At 65.5% G+C, this 21,732-nt stretch carries 18 protein-coding genes; 8 read left to right on the top strand and 10 right to left on the bottom strand.

Annotated elements, in window-relative coordinates; all coding sequences use genetic code 11:
* Positions 1–6: 6 nt before the first annotated feature.
* Genes ABXH26_RS02185 through ABXH26_RS02175 form a run of 3 tightly spaced genes read right to left on the bottom strand, consistent with a single transcriptional unit; the run spans position 7 to position 4,012 of the window.
* Positions 7–1,734, bottom strand: a complete 1,728-nt coding sequence (locus tag ABXH26_RS02185; RefSeq protein WP_353565392.1) for a hypothetical protein — start codon at positions 1,732–1,734, stop codon at positions 7–9.
* Positions 1,731–3,275 carry a hypothetical protein gene (locus ABXH26_RS02180; RefSeq protein WP_353565391.1) on the bottom strand — a complete coding sequence of 515 codons (1,545 nt, stop codon included), beginning with the start codon at positions 3,273–3,275 and terminating at the stop codon, positions 1,731–1,733. The genes ABXH26_RS02185 and ABXH26_RS02180 overlap by 4 nt, the downstream gene beginning before the upstream one ends.
* Before the next feature lie 8 nt (positions 3,276–3,283).
* Entirely contained in the window at positions 3,284–4,012 is a 729-nt protein-coding gene (locus ABXH26_RS02175) for an N-acetylmuramoyl-L-alanine amidase (RefSeq protein WP_353565390.1), read from the bottom strand.
* Positions 4,013–4,191: 179 nt separating this feature from the next.
* Between ABXH26_RS02175 and ABXH26_RS02170 the strand changes: the two genes are divergently transcribed.
* The 3 genes from ABXH26_RS02170 to ABXH26_RS02160 all read left to right on the top strand — a co-directional run bounded on the left by ABXH26_RS02170 (position 4,192) and on the right by ABXH26_RS02160 (position 6,642).
* Complete coding sequence (locus ABXH26_RS02170; protein WP_353565389.1) at positions 4,192–4,665, top strand: nucleoside deaminase; 474 nt, start codon at positions 4,192–4,194, stop codon at positions 4,663–4,665.
* Between the two features lie 316 nt (positions 4,666–4,981).
* On the top strand, positions 4,982–5,476 hold the full coding sequence (purE, locus tag ABXH26_RS02165) for a 5-(carboxyamino)imidazole ribonucleotide mutase (RefSeq protein ID WP_353565388.1): 495 nt from the start codon (positions 4,982–4,984) through the stop codon (positions 5,474–5,476).
* Between the two features lie 11 nt (positions 5,477–5,487).
* Positions 5,488–6,642, top strand: a complete 1,155-nt coding sequence (locus tag ABXH26_RS02160) for a 5-(carboxyamino)imidazole ribonucleotide synthase (protein WP_353565387.1) — start codon at positions 5,488–5,490, stop codon at positions 6,640–6,642.
* A 148-nt stretch (positions 6,643–6,790) separates the two neighbouring features.
* Here ABXH26_RS02160 and ABXH26_RS02155 read toward each other — a convergent pair whose 3' ends face one another.
* The 4 genes from ABXH26_RS02155 to ABXH26_RS02140 form a co-directional block, all read right to left on the bottom strand.
* Positions 6,791–7,249 (bottom strand): single-stranded DNA-binding protein, encoded by a 459-nt coding sequence (locus ABXH26_RS02155; protein WP_353565386.1) that lies wholly within the window; start codon positions 7,247–7,249, stop codon positions 6,791–6,793.
* A gap of 70 nt (positions 7,250–7,319) precedes the next feature.
* Positions 7,320–7,604, bottom strand: coding sequence for a 30S ribosomal protein S6 (rpsF, locus tag ABXH26_RS02150; RefSeq protein WP_353565385.1), 285 nt, complete (start codon positions 7,602–7,604; stop codon positions 7,320–7,322).
* Complete coding sequence (gene pth, locus ABXH26_RS02145; protein WP_353565384.1) at positions 7,570–8,190, bottom strand: aminoacyl-tRNA hydrolase; 621 nt, start codon at positions 8,188–8,190, stop codon at positions 7,570–7,572. Before pth ends, rpsF begins: the two co-directional genes overlap by 35 nt.
* Before the next feature lie 58 nt (positions 8,191–8,248).
* A complete protein-coding gene (locus tag ABXH26_RS02140; protein WP_434783415.1) occupies positions 8,249–9,166 on the bottom strand; it encodes a 6-phosphofructokinase in 918 nt (305 codons plus the stop codon).
* Between the two features lie 175 nt (positions 9,167–9,341).
* Between ABXH26_RS02140 and ABXH26_RS02135 the strand changes: the two genes are divergently transcribed.
* Positions 9,342–10,364, top strand: a complete 1,023-nt coding sequence (locus ABXH26_RS02135) for a hypothetical protein (protein WP_353565382.1) — start codon at positions 9,342–9,344, stop codon at positions 10,362–10,364.
* Positions 10,365–10,868: 504 nt separating this feature from the next.
* Here the strand turns inward: ABXH26_RS02135 and ABXH26_RS02130 are convergent.
* Entirely contained in the window at positions 10,869–12,737 is a 1,869-nt protein-coding gene (locus ABXH26_RS02130; protein WP_353565381.1) for an SLC13 family permease, read from the bottom strand.
* A gap of 76 nt (positions 12,738–12,813) precedes the next feature.
* On the opposite strand from ABXH26_RS02130, the gene ABXH26_RS02125 reads away from it, so the two are divergent.
* From ABXH26_RS02125 to trmD, 4 genes are all read left to right on the top strand, one after another.
* The gene (locus tag ABXH26_RS02125) at positions 12,814–13,884 is read left to right on the top strand and encodes an SPFH domain-containing protein (RefSeq protein ID WP_353565380.1); all 1,071 of its coding nucleotides are present in this window, start codon (positions 12,814–12,816) and stop codon (positions 13,882–13,884) included.
* Between the two features lie 32 nt (positions 13,885–13,916).
* Positions 13,917–15,131, top strand: a complete 1,215-nt coding sequence (locus ABXH26_RS02120) for a zinc ribbon domain-containing protein (protein ID WP_353565379.1) — start codon at positions 13,917–13,919, stop codon at positions 15,129–15,131.
* Between the two features lie 174 nt (positions 15,132–15,305).
* Entirely contained in the window at positions 15,306–16,946 is a 1,641-nt protein-coding gene (locus ABXH26_RS02115) for an RNA/DNA-binding domain-containing protein (protein ID WP_353565378.1), read from the top strand.
* Between the two features lie 247 nt (positions 16,947–17,193).
* Entirely contained in the window at positions 17,194–17,871 is a 678-nt protein-coding gene (gene trmD / locus ABXH26_RS02110; protein WP_353565377.1) for a tRNA (guanosine(37)-N1)-methyltransferase TrmD, read from the top strand.
* A gap of 7 nt (positions 17,872–17,878) precedes the next feature.
* Here the strand turns inward: trmD and ABXH26_RS02105 are convergent, their stop codons facing one another.
* On the bottom strand, positions 17,879–20,695 hold the full coding sequence (locus ABXH26_RS02105) for a DUF7133 domain-containing protein (protein ID WP_353565376.1): 2,817 nt from the start codon (positions 20,693–20,695) through the stop codon (positions 17,879–17,881).
* Positions 20,696–20,813: 118 nt separating this feature from the next.
* Positions 20,814–21,674, bottom strand: coding sequence for an AraC family transcriptional regulator (locus ABXH26_RS02100; protein ID WP_353565375.1), 861 nt, complete (start codon positions 21,672–21,674; stop codon positions 20,814–20,816).
* Between the last annotated feature and the right edge of the window lie 58 nt (positions 21,675–21,732).

The raw sequence follows: 21,732 nt of genomic DNA, 5'->3' as shown, positions 1-21,732 counted from the left end.
AGGAAATCACCGGCCGGGGCCCAGGGTTTCCATCACGGCGGCCCGCATTTCGGCCGGCAGCGTACGGGCCCATGCCCGGGCGGCCGCGGGGTCGTAATCCGCCCAGCGGAGAGCCACATTGCGGGCGGCCAGGTTGCCCGGCTCGCCGGCGGGCAGGCTCTTGGCCCAGGCGGCGGCCTCGGCGGGCGCCTCGTCGGCCCAGTTGACGGTAAAGCGGCTGAGGTCGGAGGAAAACTCGGTCCCATTCCAGTCCGCTCCCTCCGGCGGATGGAGCATCAGCTCCCGCGCCGCGGCGGCCGCCAGCGGATCTCCCGCCGGGCTGCTCGTCCCGCCATCGGCAAACAACTTCCTGGCGACGCTGATTCGCGCCGGCTCGTCCATGGATCGGAACTCCCTGACGAGTTCGGCCTTCTTCGCTTCATCCGCCTCGGGATAAGTGGGCGCGCCGCCAAATGGGTCATCCCATTCGGAAGTGACCAACGACTCCAACCACGTTCGGGGATCGGGGGATTTCTTCTCGCTTTGTCCTTCTCTTTCATCTCCGTACTGATCGATGCTCGCGGCGGCTTGAGCAACATCTTCAGGATCATCGAGTTCCGACGCCATCCGCCGTGCTTGTTCAGGGTCCTGTTGCAGCAAGGCCCGCATCGTCTGCTGGATCAAACTTGCCCGCTGATCTGCGGTCATGGCGACGTGGGCCATTCGTTTGAAAACCTCCTCCGGATGGCTCCACACCAGCGAAAAAAGGGCCTGGAAGCGGATCTGTTCCACCTTTCCCTCGTCCACCCCCATGGCCGCCAGATCCTGGTCCAGCCACGCCTCGGCGGATCCTCCATCGGCGAGTCGGGCAAACCGGTCCCCGAGCCAGCCGATCCACTCCTTCGGCAGGTCGCCCAGATGCTCGGGCAGCAAAAGCTCGCCCCCTCCTGTCTTGAGCACCTCCTCGAAACGCCGGAAGCCGTCCGGATCCGCGGCCAGGCGCGCCATTTCCGCGGAAAAATCAGCCTGCAGCGCGAGGCGGGTCGTGATGGTCAGGGCCTGCCGGCGCATCTTGTCAGGCAGCTCGTCCATCGACGCCTCAAGCACCCCGGGCTGCCAGAGGGCCAGCGCCTCGAGGGCGACATTCAGCCGGTAGTCGTCGGTCACGCCGGGAATCTGGCGGAAAAGCTCCCATGCCTCGCGAGCCGCGGCCGGATCGGTCCGGGCGAGACCCTTGAGCAAGGCCGCAGCCGCAGCCGGCCCCACGCGTGCGGCCCCTTTGCCTCGCATCATCTCAAGAGCGGCAGCGGGATCCCGCTGGCCGAGGCATTCGGCGGTCTTCGCCAGATAGTCGGAGTCGTGCTTCAGGTCGTAGCGGAACAGCCCTTCCGGATCCTCTTCCAGCCAGCGCTGGCGCGCCACGCGGTAGAAAATCGTGGCCGCCAGGTCGCCGTCGTTGCGCAGCCAATTGCCCTCGAACCACTGCCGGAGTTCGTCGAGCGACAGCTCGTGGGCCAAGGCAACGGCCAGCCGGATGCGGTCTTCCGGGTTGCGTGCCGCGTGGAGCTTGGCAAGCCGCTCATCGACCTCGCGCGACCTCTGCGGGCGAAGGGTGGCCTTGGCTCCATGGCGCTCGGTGAGGCGGGCCGAGTCCGGACCGCCTGCCGATGGCGCTTTCCCCGCCGCCGCCCAGCCGGCCGCTGCGGAAAGCACGCCGGCCGTGATGGCCGATCCCAGAACGACCCATGATTTCATCGGCGCTCCTTCCAGTGCAGGACGTTTTCCACCGCCCGCCGGTCCGACTCCGAAAAGGCGTCCTGCGCGATGAGTTCGCGCCAATCCTCGACGCTCCAGTTCGAGATTTGCACCACGTTGCTCAAGGCCGAGCCCCGGTAAGTCGAGGCATCCATCGATTTCACCCAATCGACCGCCTCCTGGATCGACCCCAGCTGCGAAAGATAACTGCTGAGCTGAAACACGCCCTGGTCCCGGACCTCGCCGGCCTCGGCCTGGTTCAACCACTCCGCCAATCCCTGCGGCTCGGCCTCCGCCCAGCGGGGAAACACCTCGTTGCCGAACTCCCGCATCTGCTCTTCGGAAAACCTGCCGCTCACCATGTCCATCAGCCGCTCCGGGTCCGCCTCCACCAGGCGGCTGCGGAGATCCCGTAGCGAATCGTCCTCCGCCCCGCTGCTCTGAAGCCCGTTCGGACCGAAATGCAGCTTCACCCCGTTCAAGGCGTCGGGACAGAAGTCGAGCGCCTCCGCCAACAGGCCGAACGCCCGGTCCGGATCGTCCCGCAGCAGCACCTTGCCGACCATCATCAGCTGCTCCACCCGGATCCGGTCCGAGGGTGCCTGCCGGGCCGCCTTTTCCGCCGCATCCGGGTCTTCATCCGCCGTCTGGCGGAAAAGCTCCATCTCCAGCTCGTGGCGCGTCTTTCCGACCGGCATCCCGTGGATCAGGTTGCTCGCCATTTCGGGATCCTCCCGCAGCAGGGTGTTGAAAACGATGCGGGTCGGGTTCTGACTGCCGTGCTGGTCGCGGTCGTTCTGCATGGCCCAATCGATCGCCGCCACCGGGTCATCGCGCAGCCAGGAAACGAGGCGGTCCTCGTCCACCTGCCCGTGCTCCAGGGCGAAATCCAGCGCCGCCCGCGGGTCCTGGCGGGCGAGACCTTCGCTCAGGCCCTCGATCGACCGCCAATCGACGAACTCGGGATAGAGCTCCCGCCATTTCCCCGCCTCGCCTCCGTGGAACTGGCCGACCGAACGCAGGACATACGAGCCATACCTGGGCGCTTCGGCCTTCACCGCCGCCAGCGCCTTTTCCGGTGAATTCATGCCCCAGGCCCACCAGGCGATCCCTTCCTGATCGGTCCCCTTCACCGCGGCGATCGCTCCCCGCGGATCGAGTCGCGTCCAGCGCGAGAAAATCAGGTCGATGGTCCAGCTGTCGGTCGCCTCCCGCTGGCGATAGCTTTCCCAGAACCGCGCGATGTCCGCGACCTCGGCATCCTGCAGCCAAAGGGCCAACCGGCCGTAAAGCGGGCCGTCTTCGAGCAGTTCGAGGTCCTCCACCGTGTCGGCCGACCGCTGGTGCTTCGGGTTCCACGAAATCCCGGGCGCGGCCGCCAAGCCGTCAGCGGAGAAAGGTCGGCGTTCGCTCCACGGAAGCCCGTTCGCCGGCGCGGCCTGCGTTTCCGCGGGTCCACCCGTGCCGGCGCGGCGGGCGGCGAATCCCGCCGCGAAGCCGATCGCCACCGCCGCCAAAAGCCATGCCGGAGCTGCCTTCATGCTTCAACTCATGAGCCCGGAGGATCGGTCGGACGGCTCGGCGGCGCATTGATCGGGCGCGGCAACGAGCCGGCCGGATCACCCTCGCGCTGCTGGTCGAGGATGGCGTCGGCGATGGCCGAGGCGAGCTTGTCGCGATAGCCGGCGTTGTTGCACATGCGGGCCTCGGCGGGGTTGCTGAGGTAGCCGCACTCGACGAGCACGCTGGGCACATTCGGGTTGCGGGTCAGGCGCAGCCGGCGGCGGACCTGGCCGCGGTTGCCGCTCTCGCCGGGCACCGCGGCTTCGAGATTGCGCTGCAGGCGGGTGGCCAGGCCCCAGCTATCGACCCGCCACCAGTAGAGTTCCGGTCCGCGCATGCGCGAGGGACCCGAGTTGTAGTGGATGCTGACCAGGATGGTGCCATCCCGGCGGCTGGCGCGGTTGACCCGCTCGTCGAGGTCCACGAAGGTGTCGTCGGAGCGCATCAGGATCACGTTCGCCCGGCCGCGAAGTTTCGCCTGGACGCGCTTCACGGTATCGAGCGCCAGGTTTTTTTCCATGGCCCCGGTGCTTCCGGACACCGCGCCGGAGTCCTTCCCGCCATGGCCGGCATCGAGAATCACCGTGGCAAAGCCCTTCGGCCCGGCGCGGTGACCCCAGTAATCGCGTTTCCAGCTGGTGGTCGGGCCGCTCGGCGATGGAGCACAGGACACGGCGGCCAGGACGAGCCCACAGAAAAGCAGCAGATTTCGCATCGTGCCGCAGCATGGCAAAGCGACCTCGGCCGCGCTAGGTGAAATGTCCTCGTCCCGGGAGGCGGAACCGCTTGGCGGCGGCCACGCTCCCCTCACGCAGCCCGACAACTGGAACGAATTCTGCGTTTCCCCCGGGGAAATCAGTGACAGCCCGGGAGCCGGGCGAAAGGATCGACCACATGGACAAGGGCGAAGGTTTCATGCGACGGGCCATCGAGCTGGCGAGACAAGGCATGAACTCGGGATCGGGCGGGCCGTTCGGGGCCGTGGTCGTGCGCGAGGGCGAGATCATCGGCGAAGGCTGGAACCAAGTGGTCGGCAGCCACGATCCCACCGCCCACGGCGAGGTCGTGGCCATCCGCGACGCCTGCTCGCGGCTTGGCGATTTCAGCCTGGCCGGGGCCGAGATCTACACCACCGGGCAGCCCTGCCCGATGTGCCTCGGCGCCATCCACTGGGCCCGCATTTCCCGCATCTACTTCGGCTTCGGCATCGCCGATGCGGCCACCATCGGCTTCGACGACCGCGAATTTTTCGAGGAATTCACCAAGCCTGAGAACGAGCGAAAGGTCGCCGCCACTCCCCTGCTGACCGCCGAAGCCCTCCAGCTCATCGCCGAATACGCCGCCCTCCCCGAGCGCACGCGGTACTGAGATGGTGGATTGAAGATTGAAGATTGAAGATTGAAGATTGAAGATCGCCCCCAGGCTGGAGCCCCGCCTCAAGGTTCTTCTTTTCGGACCACGGACCACGGACCACGGACCACGGACCACGGACCACGACCAAGCACCAAGCACCAAGCACCAAGCACCAAGCACCAAGCACCAAGCACCAAGCACCAAGCACCAAGCACCAAGCACCAAGCACCAAGCACCAAGCACCAAGCACCAAGCACCAAGCCCGCGGCGCAGCCGCCACCCCGGGGCACTTGGCGCTTGAAACCCCGCCTTCCCCCGCCACGCTTGGCGCATGGCAGACGCACTCGTCGGCATCATCATGGGCAGCACTTCGGACTGGCCCACCATGGAACATGCCGCCCGCACGCTTGAGGATTTCGGGATCGCCTGGGAGGCGGAGGTCGTCAGCGCCCACCGCACTCCGGACAAGCTCTTCTCCTACGCCAGCGAAGCCCGCGGGCGCGGGCTGAAGTGCATCATCGCCGGCGCCGGCGGGGCCGCCCACCTGCCGGGCATGACCGCCGCCATCACCGACCTGCCCGTGCTCGGCGTGCCCGTCGAATCCAAGGCCCTCAAGGGCATGGACTCGCTGCTCTCCATCGTCCAGATGCCCGGCGGCATCCCCACCGCCACCTTCGCCATCGGCAAGGCCGGCGCGATCAATGCCGCCCTCTTCGCCACCGCCATGCTCGCCGGGGAAAACGCCGGCCTGCTGACCAAGCTCCAGGCCTTTCGCGACAACCAGAACGCCACCGTCAAGGCCGCCGAACTCCCCGCCCTTTCCTGACCCGCTTTCCCATGGACGTCTTCCCTCCCGGATCGACCGTCGGCATCATCGGCGGCGGACAACTCGGCCGCATGTTCTGCATGGCCGCCCGCCGCATGGGCTACTCCACCCTCGTCTGGACCGGGGCCCTCGAGGCACCCGCCATGGTGGTGGCCGATGATGCCATCGACCTGCCCTTCAACGACCCCGGCGCGCTGCACGACTTCGTGGCCCGCGTCGATGTCGCCACGGTCGAGTTTGAAAACATCCCGCACGGCACCTTGGAGGCCGTGGCCGGGGAAATCCCAATCCACCCCTCGCCCGACGCCCTCGCCATCTGCCAGAACCGCGAGCGGGAAAAAACCTTCCTTCAGTCCAACGGCATCCCCTGCGCCGAGTTCGCCGTGGTCTCCAGCGCCGAGGAACTCGCCGATGCCCTCAAGGAAATCGGCACCCCCGCCGTGCTCAAGACCGCCGACTTCGGCTACGATGGCAAAGGCCAGCGCAAGATCGAGGACGGCGACGACGCGGAGGCCATCTGGCGCGATTTCGATGGCGCCCGCGCCGTGCTCGAAGCCTTCGTCCCCTTCAAGCTGGAGCTTTCCGTCATGGTCGCCTGCAACGGCCGCGGCAAGTTCGCGTGCTACGATCCGGCGGAAAACCAGCACCGCCACCACGTGCTCGATCTTTCCATCGTGCCCGCCCGCATCAGCCCCGAGGTCGCGGCGGAGGCGCAAAAAATCGCCACCGGCGTAGCCGAGGCGCTCAACTACCGCGGCATCCTGGGGGTCGAGTTTTTCATGCTGAAAGACGGCACCCTGCTGGTCAACGAGATGGCCCCCCGGCCGCACAACAGCGGCCACCACACGCTCGACGCCTGCGCCACCTCGCAGTTCGAGCAGCAGCTGCGCGCCATCTGCGGCCACCCGCTGGCCTCCACCCGACTGCTCACGCCGGTGGTCATGCTCAATCTCCTCGGCGATATGTGGCCGGAGGAAACCACGGCGCCGGATTGGACCCCGCTCTTCGCCGACCCGCAGGCCTACCTGCACCTCTACGGCAAGCACCACGCCCGCGGACGCCGCAAAATGGGCCACGCCAACCTCACCGGCCCGGACCTCGACGACTGCCTCGCACGGGCCGAAAAGCTCAAAGCCGGTTGGCTCGAAATCGCGTCGAAGGGCTGAAAGTCGAAAGTCCCGAGGTCCGGACGGCGAGCCAAGCCGGCAGTTCGGAGCTCGCCATCACGCCAAAAGTCCGAACCGCGGACCCAGCCGGCAGTTCGGACTTTGAGACTTTTCGACCTTGGACGTTCAGACCGCGGCGGAGCCGTTCTCAGAACGGGATGTCGTCGCCCTCGTCCTCGTAATCCTCCGGCGAGGCGGCGGAGCCTCCTTGCGGCGGGCCGCTCGACCCGCTTTCGGCGGGACGGCTGGCACCCCCGGAGCCGGAACCTCCGCGACCGTCGGGAAGGAACTGGACGGTTTCGCCCACGACCTTCAGCTTGCTGCGCTTCTGGCCGCTCTGCTTGTCCTCCCAGGTATCGAGCTGGAGCCGGCCCTCGATGAACACGCCGCGGCCCTTGGTAAGGTACTTCTGTGAGTTTTCCGCGGTGTTTCCCCACACGGTGACGTCGACGAAGGTCGTCTCGTCACTCCAGTTGCCCGAACCGTCCGAGACCCGGCGATTGACGGCGATGGAAAGGTCGGCCACCGCGGTGCCCTTTGGCGTGTAACGCAGCTCGGGGTCGCGGGTCAGGTTGCCCAGCAGCAGGACTTTGTTCAGGTTGGCCATGGCGGTCTGAAGCTTGGGCAGCACCCACGCCGCCCGTCAAAAAAACTGTTCCCGTGAACAGAACCGGGCCTCAGCGGGCCTGGTAGTGCTGAAGCTGCACCTGCGGGTTGAGCTTCAGGCGCTTCTGGATGGCATCGATCACGCTCGGATCGGCGGAGAAGTGGTAGTTCACGTAGTGGCCGCTCTCGGCGTTCTTCTGCGGATAGGCGAACTGGCGGCGGCCGATCGGCTTCACTTCCTCAAGCTTGGCGCCCTCGGCTTCGATTTCCTTGCCGATCGCTTGGACGAGGTCCTCGACGCTGCTGTCGAGACCCTTGGTGTTAAGGATGATCAGGCCTTCGTAATTGCGGCTCATGGTCTGCATTCTGGGATGGAGGAGAGGTGGCGTTGTAGCGGTTCGCGGCGGTCGCGAACCCTTGGGAACGCGCAAGCTGAACGGCTGAAACCGCGCTTGCAAGCGTGTTTTCCAGCACCTCCCGCTCCTCCTCGCGGAAGCTCCCGAGCACGTGTCCGGTCATGTTTCCCGGCCCCGCCGCGCCGATTCCCACCTTCAGCCGTGGAAACGATTCCGACCCCAGGTGCTCGATCATCGAGCGGATTCCGTTGTGCCCGCCGGCGCTGCCTTTTTCCCGCAACCGCAGTCGGCCGAGCGGCAGGGCGGCATCGTCGTACACCACCAGCAGGTCGTCCGGCGCCCATTTGTGAAACGAAGCGATCTGCCGCACGGAGCGGCCGCTCAGGTTCATGAAGGTCTGCGGTTTCACCAGCAAGGTGCCGTCCGGCAGCTTGGCGAGGTGGGCCTGCCATTTCGGCTTCGACTCGAATCCCACGCCGGCCTCCGCGGCCAGCCGGTCGAGCACCATGAAGCCGACGTTGTGGCGGGTGTTTTCATACTGCCGCCCCGGGTTGCCGAGGCCGACGATCAGGGGAAACGCAGGCACGGCGGCAGCTTCGCGCCGGACCGGCAGGTGCCAAGTTCCAACTTCCCGCACGCCGCGCTCACTGGCACAGCGGCCGGCAGAGGCGGAGCACGGTGGGGTCCAGCTGATAGCGGGAATCGCAGACTTCGTGGATCGGCTTGGTGGCGTAGGTCCCGTCGCGGTAGATCATGATCGAGTCCTTCTCGCCGCGCTCGAGGGCATCCACGGCCCCGACGGCGAACTTGTAGGCCATGAGGCGGTCCCGCACCGTCGGCGAGCCGCCGCGCTGGACGTGGCCGAGCACGGTGAGCCGGGCTTCCATGCCGATGGTGTCATTGATCCAGCGGGTGAGGTAGTCGCCCATCTTGGTGCCTTCCGCAACGATCGCCAGGATGTAGTTCCGGCCGCGCTTGAAGTCCGCCCGCAGCCGCTCGCCGATGGAGTCGAGGTTGTAGGGCAGCTCGGGCGTCAGGCAGATCTCCGCCCCGCAGGCCAGCGCACTGACCATGGCGAGGTAGCCGCAGTGGCGGCCCATCACCTCGATGACGAAGGCACGGGAAAACGAGTCGGCCGTGTCGCGGATCGAATCGACCGACTGGCGGATCATGTTGAGGGCCGTGTCGACGCCGAGGCAGTAGTCGGTTTCCGGAATGTCGTTGTCGATGGTCGCAGGGATGCCGGCGAAGGGGATGCCGAAGTCGGCATAGAACTGGTTCATCGCCCGGAACGAGCCGTCGCCACCGACGACGATCAGTTTTTCAATCCCCCGCTTCTGGAGGTTTTCAAAGGCCTGGCGGCGGAACTCGATATCGAAGAAGCGCTTCGAGCGGGACGAGCGCAGGAAAGTCCCGCCGCGGTGGAGGATGCCGGACATGAGCGCCTTGTCGGCCTCGGCGAACTTGTCGTCGATGAGCCCGCGCAGGCCGTCGTAGACGACCCACGGCTTGTAGCCCATCCGCGCGGCGTATTCGGCGGCGCACTTCACGGCCGGGTTCATGCCGGCCGAATCTCCTCCTGAGGTGAATATGGCGAGTCCCTTGCTCATGTTTGCGCGGGAGGGAATGACGACCGCCCTTGCCATGGCAAGCACGCCTTGTGCCCGGGTCCGGCTGACACCGGAAATCCGCACCCGGGCTGGCCATCGCCGAGGCTGCCGGGCATGATCCGCCGGCATGGCGATGATTTCGCGCCGCAAGCAGCGCTATCCGGTCAGCCCGCCGTTGTGGCAGTATCTCTACCACTTCGACCGCATGCGGGAGATCCCGCAGGTCTACGACGACCTGTTCCACTTTTCCGGGTCGATCCCCTACGAAGACCCCACGGGCAAGGAAACGCTTTGGCTGACGGTGTTTTACGAGCCCCAGCACATGGCCGAGCTGCGGCCGAAGCTGACGGAGATCTACACCGAGCTGAAAGTCGGGGGCGCCACTGAAAGGCACGACCACCTGCTGGTCGACCGCATCGATTTCGGAGAGTTCGGGAATTCCCGGCCCTTCCGGATCCGCATCACCAACCTCGACAACGACAACTCGGACTATTTCTACGTCAAGCACGCCGACGCCTCGCGGATCTACGGCCTGGAGCTGGAGCACATCCTTTCGCCCAGCCGAATCAACTATCTGGTAAAGGGGAACACGCTGATCGAGGAGCACATCGCCGGCGTGCCGGGCGACGTCTATCAGCACGAGCACATGAAACGAAAGGGCCTCAACAAGGTCCGGATCGCCAAGGAGTTCACCAAGTTCAACGAGCGCTGCTTCATCCGCCTGCTGGGCGACATGCGGAGCGTGAACTACGTGGTCGAGATCACGCCGGACTTCGAGGAGGTGCAGTACCGCGTGCGGCCGATCGACTTCGACCAGCAGAGCTACCAGGGAAAGGGCAAGATCTACCTGGCATACCACTTCGACTCGAACCGCACCGTCACCCGGCTGGCCTTCGAGGTGCTGAACCGGCGGGCAATCGAGCAATATGTGGCCGAGGAGCACGCGCAGATGACGCGGCGGGCCAAGGTCGAGAGTGGCCGGCTCAAGGCCCTGCTCGGCGTGATGCAGCGGGAGGAACTCGCGCCGCGCGAGCACGTGGTGCAGCTCTCGAAGGATCTCGCCAAGTATCACCACACCGACATTTTCCGCGACTGCCGGACGATGGGCGAGCTGACCGCCGCCCACATCACGCACATGCTGGATTTGTGATGGGGGGCGGCGGGCATCGACCGCCGGGCAGGGTTGTCGCAGTCGGACCCCCGGCGGAATGGTGCCGAGCAAGCGGCAGCCCGACTCGTGCCCACCAGCGATGGGGGCGGCGGGCATCGACCGCCGGGCAGGGGTGTCGCAGCGGGCCCCCCGGCGGAATGGCTCCGAGCAAGCGGCAGCCCGACTCGTGCCCACCAGCGATGGGGGCGGCGGACATCGACCGCCGGGCAGGGGCGTCGCAGCGGGACCCCCGGCGGAATGGCTCCGAGCAGGCGGCAGCCCGACTCACCCCACGGTGGCTGCACTTCCAAGACCTCCAAGTCGCTCCTTCAACTGACCCCCTTCAGCCCCCCCGCCCGGCGGTCGATGCCCGCCGCCCCGCGGCGGGCAGGCGGCAGCCCGACTCACCCCACGGTGGCGGCACTTCCAAGACCTCCAAGTCGCTCCTTCAACTGCCCCCCTCCAGCCCCCCCGCCCGGCGGTCGATGCCCGCCGCCCCGCTTTTCAGAACGGCCAAATCAGCGGAATCGCGACGGAGGCCACGACCCACAAGGTCAGGTTCAGTGGCAGGCCGACCTTCACGAAGTCCTTGAACTTGTAGCCGCCGGCACCGAACACGTAGGTGTTCGTCTGGTAGCCGATCGGCGTGGCGAACGACGCGCTGGCGCCGAACATGACCGCCACCAGGAAGGGCGTTGGAGAAACATCGACCGCCTCGGCGATGCGGATCGCGATCGGCGCGAGGACCACCGCCACGGCGTTGTTGGACACCATTTCCGTCATGATGCTGGCCAGCAAATAGATGCCACAAAGGATTCCCCAAGGCCCGAGCGGCTCCAGCTTGGTAGCCACCAGCTCCGCCAGCGTCCGGGCCGCACCGGTCTTTTCCATGGCGGTGCCAAGCACCAGCATGCCGATGATCAACAGCAGGATTTTCCAATCGACCGCCTCGTAGGCCTCGCGCGGCCGCAGGCATTTCGTGAGCAGCACGAAAAGGGCGGCAATGAAGGCGGCGGAGAAGGTGTCGAGATTCAGATCGAGCCCGATCCAGCGGAAATCGAACGACGCGAGGAACACGAACAGCCCGATCCCGCCGAGGGCGAAAGGGGCCTTGCGGAGGTTGAACGACTCCGGCCGCGGCTCGGACAGGGTGATGAAGTCCCGCTCCGCCTTGAGCCGCTCGATGCCTTCCCGCGCGCCCTCGACCAGCAGGGTATCGCCGAATTCGAGGGTCAGCGTTTCAAAATCCCGCGTGATGTTCTGCCCCTCGCGGTGGATGGCCAGGATCAGGGCACCGAAGCGTTGGCGGAAAGCAATCTCCTTGAGCGTGCGGCCGACCAGCGAGGAGTTCGGCCCGATCATGCCCTCCAACAGCACGGCTTCCCGTTGCTCCATCGGCGCCAGGTCGCTTTCACCGAGGCCGACGTTGACGCCCTCCGAGCGGTGCAGCTCGGCCACGCCCTTGGTGCCGGTGCGGATCAGCAAACGGTCGCCGACTTCAAGGCGGATCTCGCCGAGCGAAGCGTCGAGCACCCGGCCGCGACGCCGGACTTCCATCACGCGCAGCTTGCGGGAGCGGCCGCTCATGGCCTCGATGACCGACTTTCCGATCAGCGACGAGCCCTCGGTCACGGCCGCCTGGATGAGGAATTCGCGTCCCCGTGTGGCATCGAGCAGCGTGGCCAGCGTGTCGCGCGCAGGCAGCAGTTTTTTTCCGAAAAGCACCAGGTAAAGCCCGCCGACCAGCGCGTAGATGATGCCGAGCGGCGCGATCGCGAACAGGTGGAAGGGAGCCAGGCCCTGGTTGCGGGCGATGCCGTCGACGAGGATGTTCGTCGAAGTGCCGGCCATCGAGCAGGTCCCGCCGAGAATGGTGGCGTAGGACAGCGGGATGAGCAGCCGCGAGGGCTTGGCACCGCTGTCGCGGCAAAATCCGAGGATCACCGGCAGCAGGATCACCACCAGCGGGGTGTTGTTGATAAAGGCCGAACAGACGGTGCAACCGATCAGGATGGCGACCAGCGCCCGGTGCTCGCTGCCCTTGGCGACCGAGTTGAAAAGCTCGCCCAGCCGCGCGATCTGGCCGGTTTTTTCCAGCGCGGCGCTGATGATGAAGAGCGCGCCGATGGTCACCGGCGCCGGGTTGGCGAAGGCGGCCAGCAGGTCGTCGCGGTCGATGATGCCGGTCAGCAACAAAGCCCCGGCCCCGCCGAGCGCCACCAGCTCCACGGACCAGCGATCCCACAGGAAGGCCGCGAAAATCGCGATCGTGAGAGCGAAAACAAACCACTGATGCCAGTCGGGCGACACGTCGGCGAGCATCCGCCGGACCCGCCCCGCGGCCAAGATCGAATTGCGGCGCGCCGGTTCCATTTCCGTCCCGGATTTCTCATTGCCCCCCGCACCGCCTAACGGCCAAGATGCCACCCAACCTCAGACGATCACGACTATGGGCATCATGGATTTCATCAAAGGTGAGCTGCTCGAAATCATCGAGTGGCAGGACGATTCACGCGACACCATCGCCTGGCGCTTTCCCGACGACGACAAGGCGATCAAGAACGGCGCCCAGCTCATCGTCCGCGAAAGCCAGACCGCGCAGTTCGTCTATCTTGGCCAGTTCGGCGACACCTTCGGTCCCGGCAAGCACACGCTGACCACCGACAACATCCCGGTCCTGACCCGCCTCAAGGGCTGGAAATACGGCTTCCAGTCGCCCTTCAAGGCCGACGTTTATTTCGTCAACACCCGCCTTTTCACCGGCAACAAGTGGGGCACCTCGAATCCCATCATGTTGCGCGATCCGGACTTCGGCATCGTCCGCGCCCGCGCCTTCGGCACGTATGATTTCAAGGTCGTCAACGTGCAGACCTTCCTCAAGGAGGTCGCCGGTTCCGATCACGACTTCCGCGTCGATGAGTTCGCCGACACCATGCGCTCGCGGGTCGTCAGCATCTTCTCCGAAGCCCTCGCCCAGGCCCACGTGCCGGTGCTCGACGTCGCCACCCGCTACTCCGAACTCGGCGACGCGCTGCTGCCCATCATCAACCCCGCCATTTCGACGAAATACGGCATCGAGGTCGCCTCGTTCATCGTCGAAAACGTCAGCGTCCCGCCGGAAGTCGAGGAAGCCATCGACAAGCGCTCCGCCATGTCCGCCATCGGCAACCTCAACGACTACGTCAAATACCAGATGGGCCAGGGCATGGCCAAGGGCGAGGGCGGAGGCGGCGCGGGCGGCATGGCCAGCGAGATGGCGATCGGCTTCGCCATGGCACAGGAAATGATGAAGACCTCCGGCATGGCCGGCTCGCCGCCGCCGCTTCCCGGCCAGCCCGGTGCCGCCGCGCCGGTGGCGCAAAACCCCGACATCCTCGACCCGCCGACCGTCGCCCGCATGCTCGGCGTCACCGAGGCCGACGTGATGGCCGAGATCGAGGCCGGCAACCTGCCCGCCAAGAAGATCGGGTCCGCCCACCGCATCACCCGCGCCGCCCTCGACGAGTTCCTCGCCAAGTAAGGGAGCACAGGCGTCCCGCCTGTGTCTGAACCATGGCCCCCGAGCCACCACCTTTCCCTAGCGACGCCGAACCGGACGAGGCCGACACCTCCCCGCTCGTCGTCGAAAAGAAGCGCGTCCCGCCGCCGCTGCCGAACCTCCGCGGCTCGGCCGCCGAGGTGCGGTCGTTGGAGCGCCACGTGTGCCCCGAATGCGGCGGCAAGGGCGAGTGGGATCCCGCCAAGCGCAAGCTGGTCTGCCCCTACTGCGGCACGGTTTTCGACCGCGTCGCGCCACCGCCGCCACCCGGCTCGATCGAGGAGCACGATCTCGATGCCATGCTCGCCCAGCTCGGCGACAAGGCCTCGTCCGTCCGCACCACCGAGCGCAAGGTCCAGTGCACCCACTGTCACGCGGTTCTCACCCGCGATGCCTCGAACGTCGGCAAGAGCTGCGATTTCTGCGGCTCGCCGGAAATGCTCGACTACGAGGAGATCGAGGCACCCGTCCGGCCGGAATCCCTCCTGCCGGCCATCGTTTCCAAGGAGCAGGCCTACCATCACCTGAAGCACTTCCTCGGCTCGAAGTGGTTCGCGCCCGGCGATCTCAAGCGCCGCAACCTCGTCGACCGCATCCACGGCATCTACCTGCCCTACTGGACCTTCGACAGCGCCGCCGAGTGTCCGTGGACGGCCGACAGCGGCACCTACTACTACGTCACCCGTACCCGACGCGGTCCCGACGGGAAAACGCAGACCTACCAGGAGAGGAAAGTCCGTTGGCGGCCGGCGAGCGGGCACGTTTCGACCTGGTTCGACGACATCCTCGTCGCCGGCTCGCAGGGCGTCGATCCGACCATTCTCTCCAAGCTCGAGCCGTTTCCCACCAAGGACCTGATTCCCTACGAAACCCGCTACGTTTCCGGCTGGGACGTCGAGCAGTACCAGATCCCGCTGCTGCAGGCCGCGCGCACCGGCTTCGGCGTCATGGAGGGCATGCTGAGGGAAATGTGCGCCCGCGAGGTGCCCGGCGACACCTACCGCAACCTCCGCATCCAACCCGATTACTCGGACAAGACCTTCAAGCACATCCTCTGCCCGATCTGGATCCTCGCCTACCAGTATCGCGGAAAAACCTACCACGGCGCCGCCAACGCCGTCACCGGCCAGACCTACGCCAAGTTCCCCATCTCGCCATGGAAGGTCGCGCTGGTAGTTCTTCTCGTGCTCCTGGCGATCGGTATTTTCCTCCTCCTCGCCCAGCGCTGAGCCTCCGGAGATTGACCCCAAACGCTCAACTTGTAGCGTCGCCCCAAGAATGGGCCAGCACCCGAATTCTCCCTCCTCTCACGCTTCGCTCGTCCCCAGCGAGCGCTCGGTCCGCTGCATGAAGGTCGATGGCAACCCCGATGTTGCCGCCAACGCCATGGATGATCAGGACTGATGCCGACCACCACTCCAGAGCAGTTCCGGCACTACCTCTCCGAACCCGAGGGAACCAGCCTCGAGTTTAAAACCGCGCAGCACCGTTTCGATTTCGACGAAATCACCGACTACTGCGTGGCCCTCGCCAACGAAGGAGGAGGGATCATCATTCTCGGCGTGACCGACCGCCGCCCCCGTACGGTCACCGGCACCTCCGCATTTGACGAACCCGGGAGAACTGAGGCCGGTCTTCACCAACGGCTGCACCACCGGATCCCGGTGGAAGAGCTGACCTCCGAAGGACACCGCGTCCTTCTCTTCCACGTTCCGAGCCGGCTCCCCGGGTGCGCCTGGCAGTATCGGGGGCGCTTTCTGAAACGTGCCGGCGACGCACTCACGCCTCTCTCCGACCATGAGTTGCGCGACATTTTCGCCGAAACCGGTCCTGACTTCACCGCCGAGTGGATTCCGGGCGCCACCACCGCTGATCTCGACCCGTCCGCGATCGACGAGTTCCGGGAGCGGGTCATCCGAAAATCCGTCAACGTCCGCCTGCGCACTCATACCGCCGGCCAGATCTTGAATGATTCCACACTCATTGATGGCAACCGGATCAACTACGCCGCACTGATCCTTCTCGGGCGTGCCGAGTCGATCGCCCGGTATCTGCCACAGGCGGAGGTCGTTTTCGAGTATCGCGCCAGCGAGGCCGCCGGCCCCGCCGCCGACCGGGAAGAATATCGCGAACCCTTTCTCCTCTATCACGACCGGCTGTGGGCCAAGATTAGCCTCCGCAACGACCGTCAGAGCTACCAGCAGGACTTCTTCCGCTACGACATCCCCACCTTCGACGAGACCTCGGTCCGTGAGGCCGTGCTCAACGCCGTCTGCCACCGGGACTATCGGGCGGGCGGATCGGTTTTCATCCGCCAGTATGCCCGGAGACTTGAGATCGTCAGTCCTGGCGGCTTCCCCACCGGCATTACGCAGGAGAACATCGCCGATCAGCAGAACCCGCGGAACCGCCGCCTCGCAGAAGCCCTGAACCGTTGCGGATTCATCGAGCGATCCGGCCAAGGCGTGAACCTCATGATTGAGAATGCCGTCCGCCAGACGAAGCCATTGCCCGACTTCTCCGGATCGTCCGCTCATGAAGTGCGGCTCACTCTTGCCGGCACTGTTCAGAATCCAGCATTCATCCGTTTCCTCGAACGGCTCGGCGAAGAGCATCTGCAGAACCTTAGCACTCTCGACTTCCTCGCTCTGGATGCCTTGGGGCGCGACGCCCCTCTCACGCCGGCGATGCGCGAGAGGCTTCCTCGCCTGATGGAAATCGGGGCCGTCGAATCCCAAGGAAGAGGCCGGGGAGCCCGACACTTTCTTTCCAGGGAGCTTTTTGCGGAAATGGGTAGCCCCGGGGCTTACACGCGCCAGCGGGGGCTCGATCATGAAACAAACAAGGAACTGTTATTGCGGCATCTGGATCACAACAGCCCCGGGGGCGCGCCAATTTCCGAACTTTGCCAGGTTCTCCCGGCTTGCTCTCGAAAAGTCGTCCAGTCGCTCCTCCAAGAACTGAGGACCGAGAACAGGATTCAGCTCAGGGGATCGCGCCGAGGTTCCCGCTGGCATCTCCCCGAGGATGCCGGTTTTAAATGAAATGCGTTCAAACGCAGCCAAAATCCGCCCAAATCAAAAACTCAAGTCGCTGGCAATCAGCTCTCTATATGACCCTTTGAATCTCTGGATCATTTCAAAACCAGTCAAAAGTCCGGTCCAAATCCATTCTTCGCCCATCCGCCATGCCCGGCCCTGAATCCGCTCGCTACGACCTCTCCGAGACAAGAAAGCGCGCCCTGATCAAGCTCATCAAGGAGAGCAAGCCTATGCCCAAGCGCTGAACCCCATGGAAATCGACATCCTCACCCTCTTTCCCGAGATCGCGCTCGCTCCGCTGGGCGAGAGCATCATCAAGCGCGCCCGGGAGGCGGGCATCGTTGCCATCCGCGCCCACAATCTGCGCGACTGGGCCACCGACAAGCACCGCCGCACCGACGACTACCTCTGCGGCGGCGGCCAGGGGATGCTGATGCTGCCCGGTCCGCTGTTCGACGCCATCGGCGAGCTCAAGCGACCGGACACCACGGTCATCCTCATGACGCCACAGGGAAAACCCTTCAAGCAGGCCGTCGCCCGCGAGCTGGCGGAAAAAGGCGGGCACCTGCTCATCGTCTGCGGCCATTACGAGGGCGTCGATCACCGCGTGATCGAGCAGCTCATCGACCTCGAGCTCTCGATCGGCGACTACGTTCTGACCAACGGCGCGATCGCCGCCGCGGTGGTCACCGATGCGATCGTCCGCCTGCTGCCCGGTGCGCTCGGCGACGCCCGCTCGCCGGAAGACGAGTCGTTTTCCGATCCGAAAATGCTCGAAGCGCCGGCTTATACCAAGCCCGCTGATTTCCGCGGACTGAAGGTCCCCGAGGTGCTGCTTTCCGGCCACCACGCGAAGATCACGGAGTGGAAAAAGCAGAAGGCCCTCGAGCGCACCCGCGCCAACCGGCCGGATCTGCTCGAAGACTGAGAAGGCTTCACTTCGGCACCGGTCCCCCGTCAGCCGGAGGCGGCGCCAGTTGCCCGTCCTCGCCGGCGGACTCCAGCGTGATCGCGGCGATCATCGGCGCGGCCATGGTGCCCGGACTGTTCAGGGTGATCGCCTCGATGACCAGGTCGGTTTTTTCCAGATCCCGCCACAGGTAGCGGATCTGGCCGTGGTCGGTGAGGCTGGTGCGCGCCGAGCCGGGAACATCGACGCCGGCGACGTGGTCGGCGATGTCGATGCCGTTGCGCAGGACGATCTCTTGTTCTCCGCCGCCCCGGTAATGAACGGTGATATTCAAGAGAGGCACCTTTTCCCCGAATGCCGGGTAGCCCCAGCCGGCGACCGCACCGAGGACATGCAAGCGACCGGCGGCGTTGTTCACCGGGATCTCCACCTCGCGAGGCATCGTGCAGCTGAAGGCGTTCGCATCCATGCCTCCCTGCAGGACGATCACGTTCTTTCCGCCTGCTGCCGGCTCCTGAAACTGAAACGGAATGCCACGTTCCTGGACGAGGCCATAACGCTTGAGTCCGACCCGATCGCCGCGGGTTTCCTGCGAGAAATAAACGCCGCGCGAGCCGTCGGCGGTGGCCGCCTCGCCAAGCGGCACGGGATGAAACGACTCCAGGCGATGTTTTTCCCAAGCGACCAATTCGGCGTGGCTCCACGGATCCTTGCGCTCGGCGACCTCGCTTCGGACGGCGGTGATCTGGCTGGCGTCAGCAGGCCGGGACCAGTCATGCCACGCTTCGCCGATGTAGGACAGCACCTGGGCGATCTGCTCGTCGCTGTGGGAATGCTCCAGCGGCATCATGAGTCCTTCACCGAACTCGACGCCATCGATCGGCCCGGCCTGCCCCTTGAGCAGAATGCGGGCGAGGACCGGAACATTGCCGTCGCCATCGAACCATGTGGATTCCGTAAGCGCCGGCGCCATGAGCTTGCCCGCCACCCGGAGGCCGCTGCCATCGGGCCCGTGGCAGGCGGTGCACAGGCTTTCATAGACCAACTTGCCCTTTTTCCCCTCCGCACTGAGCTTTTGAAGCGCTTGCTGCCGGTCCCGCTCGATGATTTTTGAAACCAAGGGCAGCGGACGTGTCGACGACGTGAAGGAGACAGGAAGCTGCCCGGCCGCACGATAGGCGAGGTAGACCTGGGTGGCCACCCGCGCATCGGGATCGTCCTGCATGCCGGAGAGCGCGGAGGAAATCGCCGGATCTCCCTCAATGAGCAGCGGCTCCGCGAGCTGGACGGCGGCCCGCCGCAGGTCGGCATCGTCGTGGGAAAGGGATTTCAGGATCAGCGACGGCGGCAAGGCATCAAGCCCCCGCAGGCACCACAAGGCGTGAATCCGGGCCCGCGGCGATTCGCTATTTTCCGCCAGCTGGCGTAGTGCCGGAATGGCGGCGGGATCGCCGTAAGAGACCAGAAGGGCCTGGGCCATGTCCCGCGTCCAGCCGTTGGGGCTCGCGAGGTGGGAAACCCACTGCACCGGCGTTTCCTCCAGCATCCGGGGAACCGCGAGCGGTTGGGCGTCCTTCGGCAGGAGCCTATAGATCCGGCCGTGACGAACCACCTCGAGCATCCCCCATTTTTTCACCCGCTCATACCTCGCGACCCATTCCTCCAGTTTGTTCTTTCGATAGTCCTCCACATATCGGTCCCGGAGCTCCTGAGTGATTTCGGTCGGAAACCACTCCTTGTCCTGGATGACGCCGCGATACATGTCGGAGATGTAGAGCGCGCCATCCGGTCCGCTTTCGGTCCACACCGGGCGGAAAAAGGCATCGGTGCTGCGGATGAACTCGCGACCCGGGAAGGCGTTGTGGGCGACCCCGACGCCATCCTTCCACTCGAAACGGCTCATCCGGATCAAGCGGCCCGCCGGCTCGCAGGTGACGGCGTTTCCATACCACTCCGGCATCAGCGGTGAGCGGAGCACCGTCTGGCCGCAGCAGGCCGTGAAGCGATACAAGGTCGCGCGCCGCTCCATGTCGAAGCCGCCGTCGCTGTCATCCCACACCGGGCAGATCCCCCAGGTGCGCTCATAGCCCGGCGCGTGCTCGTCCACCTGCAGGACCGGATAGCCCGCCGGAAGCTGGAACGAGTGCGCGGGATTTCCACCGCCGCCCCAGCTGCAGACCAGCCGGCCATCATCATCGCGCGCGAGCCCGAACTGCCCGAGGCGGCCGACGTCGTGCCGCATCTCCACCAGCTTTCCATCCTCCCAGCGGAAACGCCGGTCGTTCGTGCAGATGGTGTTGTCGAGGTTCCAGAGCAGGCCGTTCTGCTGGAACTCGGCGTTTTCGTTGGTGGGCTCGCCTCGCCACGAAAGCTCCCGCCGGTCCGCGACGCCGTCCTTGTCGTCGTCGAAATACGACCAGATCGACGAGTCCTGGGTGAAGTGCACCAATACGCGGTCGAACAAGGGCAGCACGGCCCGCGGAAGGACAACGTTGTCGATGAAAACCGTTTTTCGATCCATCACGCCGTCGCCATCGGTATCGACCAGCTTCACCACCTGGCTGTCCGGCGCCAGCTGGTCGGTGCCGTGTTCGTCCTGCATGTAGGTCCGCCAACAGCACACGTAGAGCGCCCCATTTCCATCAAACGCGAACGAAGTGGGATCCTGAACCATCGGCTCGCTCGCCACGCACTTCAGCTCGTAGCCGTCGGGCACCTCGATCGTCCGGATCGCTTCCGCGGGCTTCAGGGCCTCATAAACCACATCCGGATCCCAGCCCTCCGCGGCATGGAGGGAGGGGATCAGGAAAAGGGAGAGGGGCAGGGTTTTCGAAAGTTTCATGGGCGGGTTCGGGGTCGGCGGCCGGCGGAAAGGTCGGCGCGGACGACCCGCTCCCACTACTACCGGCGACCATCCGGCTGTATAGCCCCGGAGCCGGACAAATAACCGGATGTGGATTTCAGATATCTCCCGCCTGACCGGCGCGTCGGATCTGCGATGGCCGCCAGCCGATCCATTTCTGGAAGGTGTTCGAAAAGGTGAACGGGTTCGCGTAGCCGACCTGGCGCGAGATCGACTCGATCTTGTCCCGCGTGGTGGAAAGCAGGTGGCGGGCGCGCTGCATGCGCAGGAAGGCGACCTGCTGCATCGGGGTGCGGCCGAGTTCGCGGTGGCAGAGCTTGCGCAGCTGCTCCTTGCTCAGGCACGCGCAGGTCGCCAACTCGTCGAGCGTCCATGGCTGGCCGAGCGTCGCGCCGACCTGCTCCCAGAGTTTCCACAGCCGGGGGTCGGTCTGGTAGCCTTCGGCAAAACGCAGCACGTAGGAATGGATGAGCTCCGTCCACAGATGCATCTGCGCCGGCGATCCCTTGGAGCTTTCCGCGTGCAGGCCTTGGATCGCCAGCCTCAGTGGCTCTGGCTCGTAGGCCCCGATGACCGGCGAGCGCTGGGCCACGATCGGCACGGTTTCCCGCGATTCGAGGTAGCGCACGCCGCAGAGCTGCCACGGCGTGGAGCCGGTCGCCTTGATGCCATTGGTGATGAAGGGCGGCAAAAGGCAGGCCTCGCCCGACCGGACCGGCTGCCATTTGCCATCGGCCAGCACCAGGCCCTCGCCGCCGAAGCAGGCGAACATGAAGGTGCCGGACTGGTCGCGCCGCATCATCTGGAATGGCCGGCCGGCCTCGATGATCTCCACGTGGGCGATGTGGTGCTGCTTGAGCAGCCCGCACACCGGCTGGCTGCGGAGCCACTCGCGCTGGTCCCGGTCATCGCAGCGGACGACGTGCGAGCGGCGGAGCGGGACTTGGGTGGCGGACATGGAAAAGGACGGGAGTCGCGAGAGCGTCGGGTGGGATCGTGAATAGATCGGGCCGTCT

It is taken from the genome of Haloferula sargassicola, from assembly GCF_040362925.1.
Classification (GTDB): Bacteria; Verrucomicrobiota; Verrucomicrobiia; order Verrucomicrobiales; family Akkermansiaceae; genus Haloferula; species Haloferula sargassicola.
This window is presented reverse-complemented; position numbering and strand designations above follow the sequence as displayed.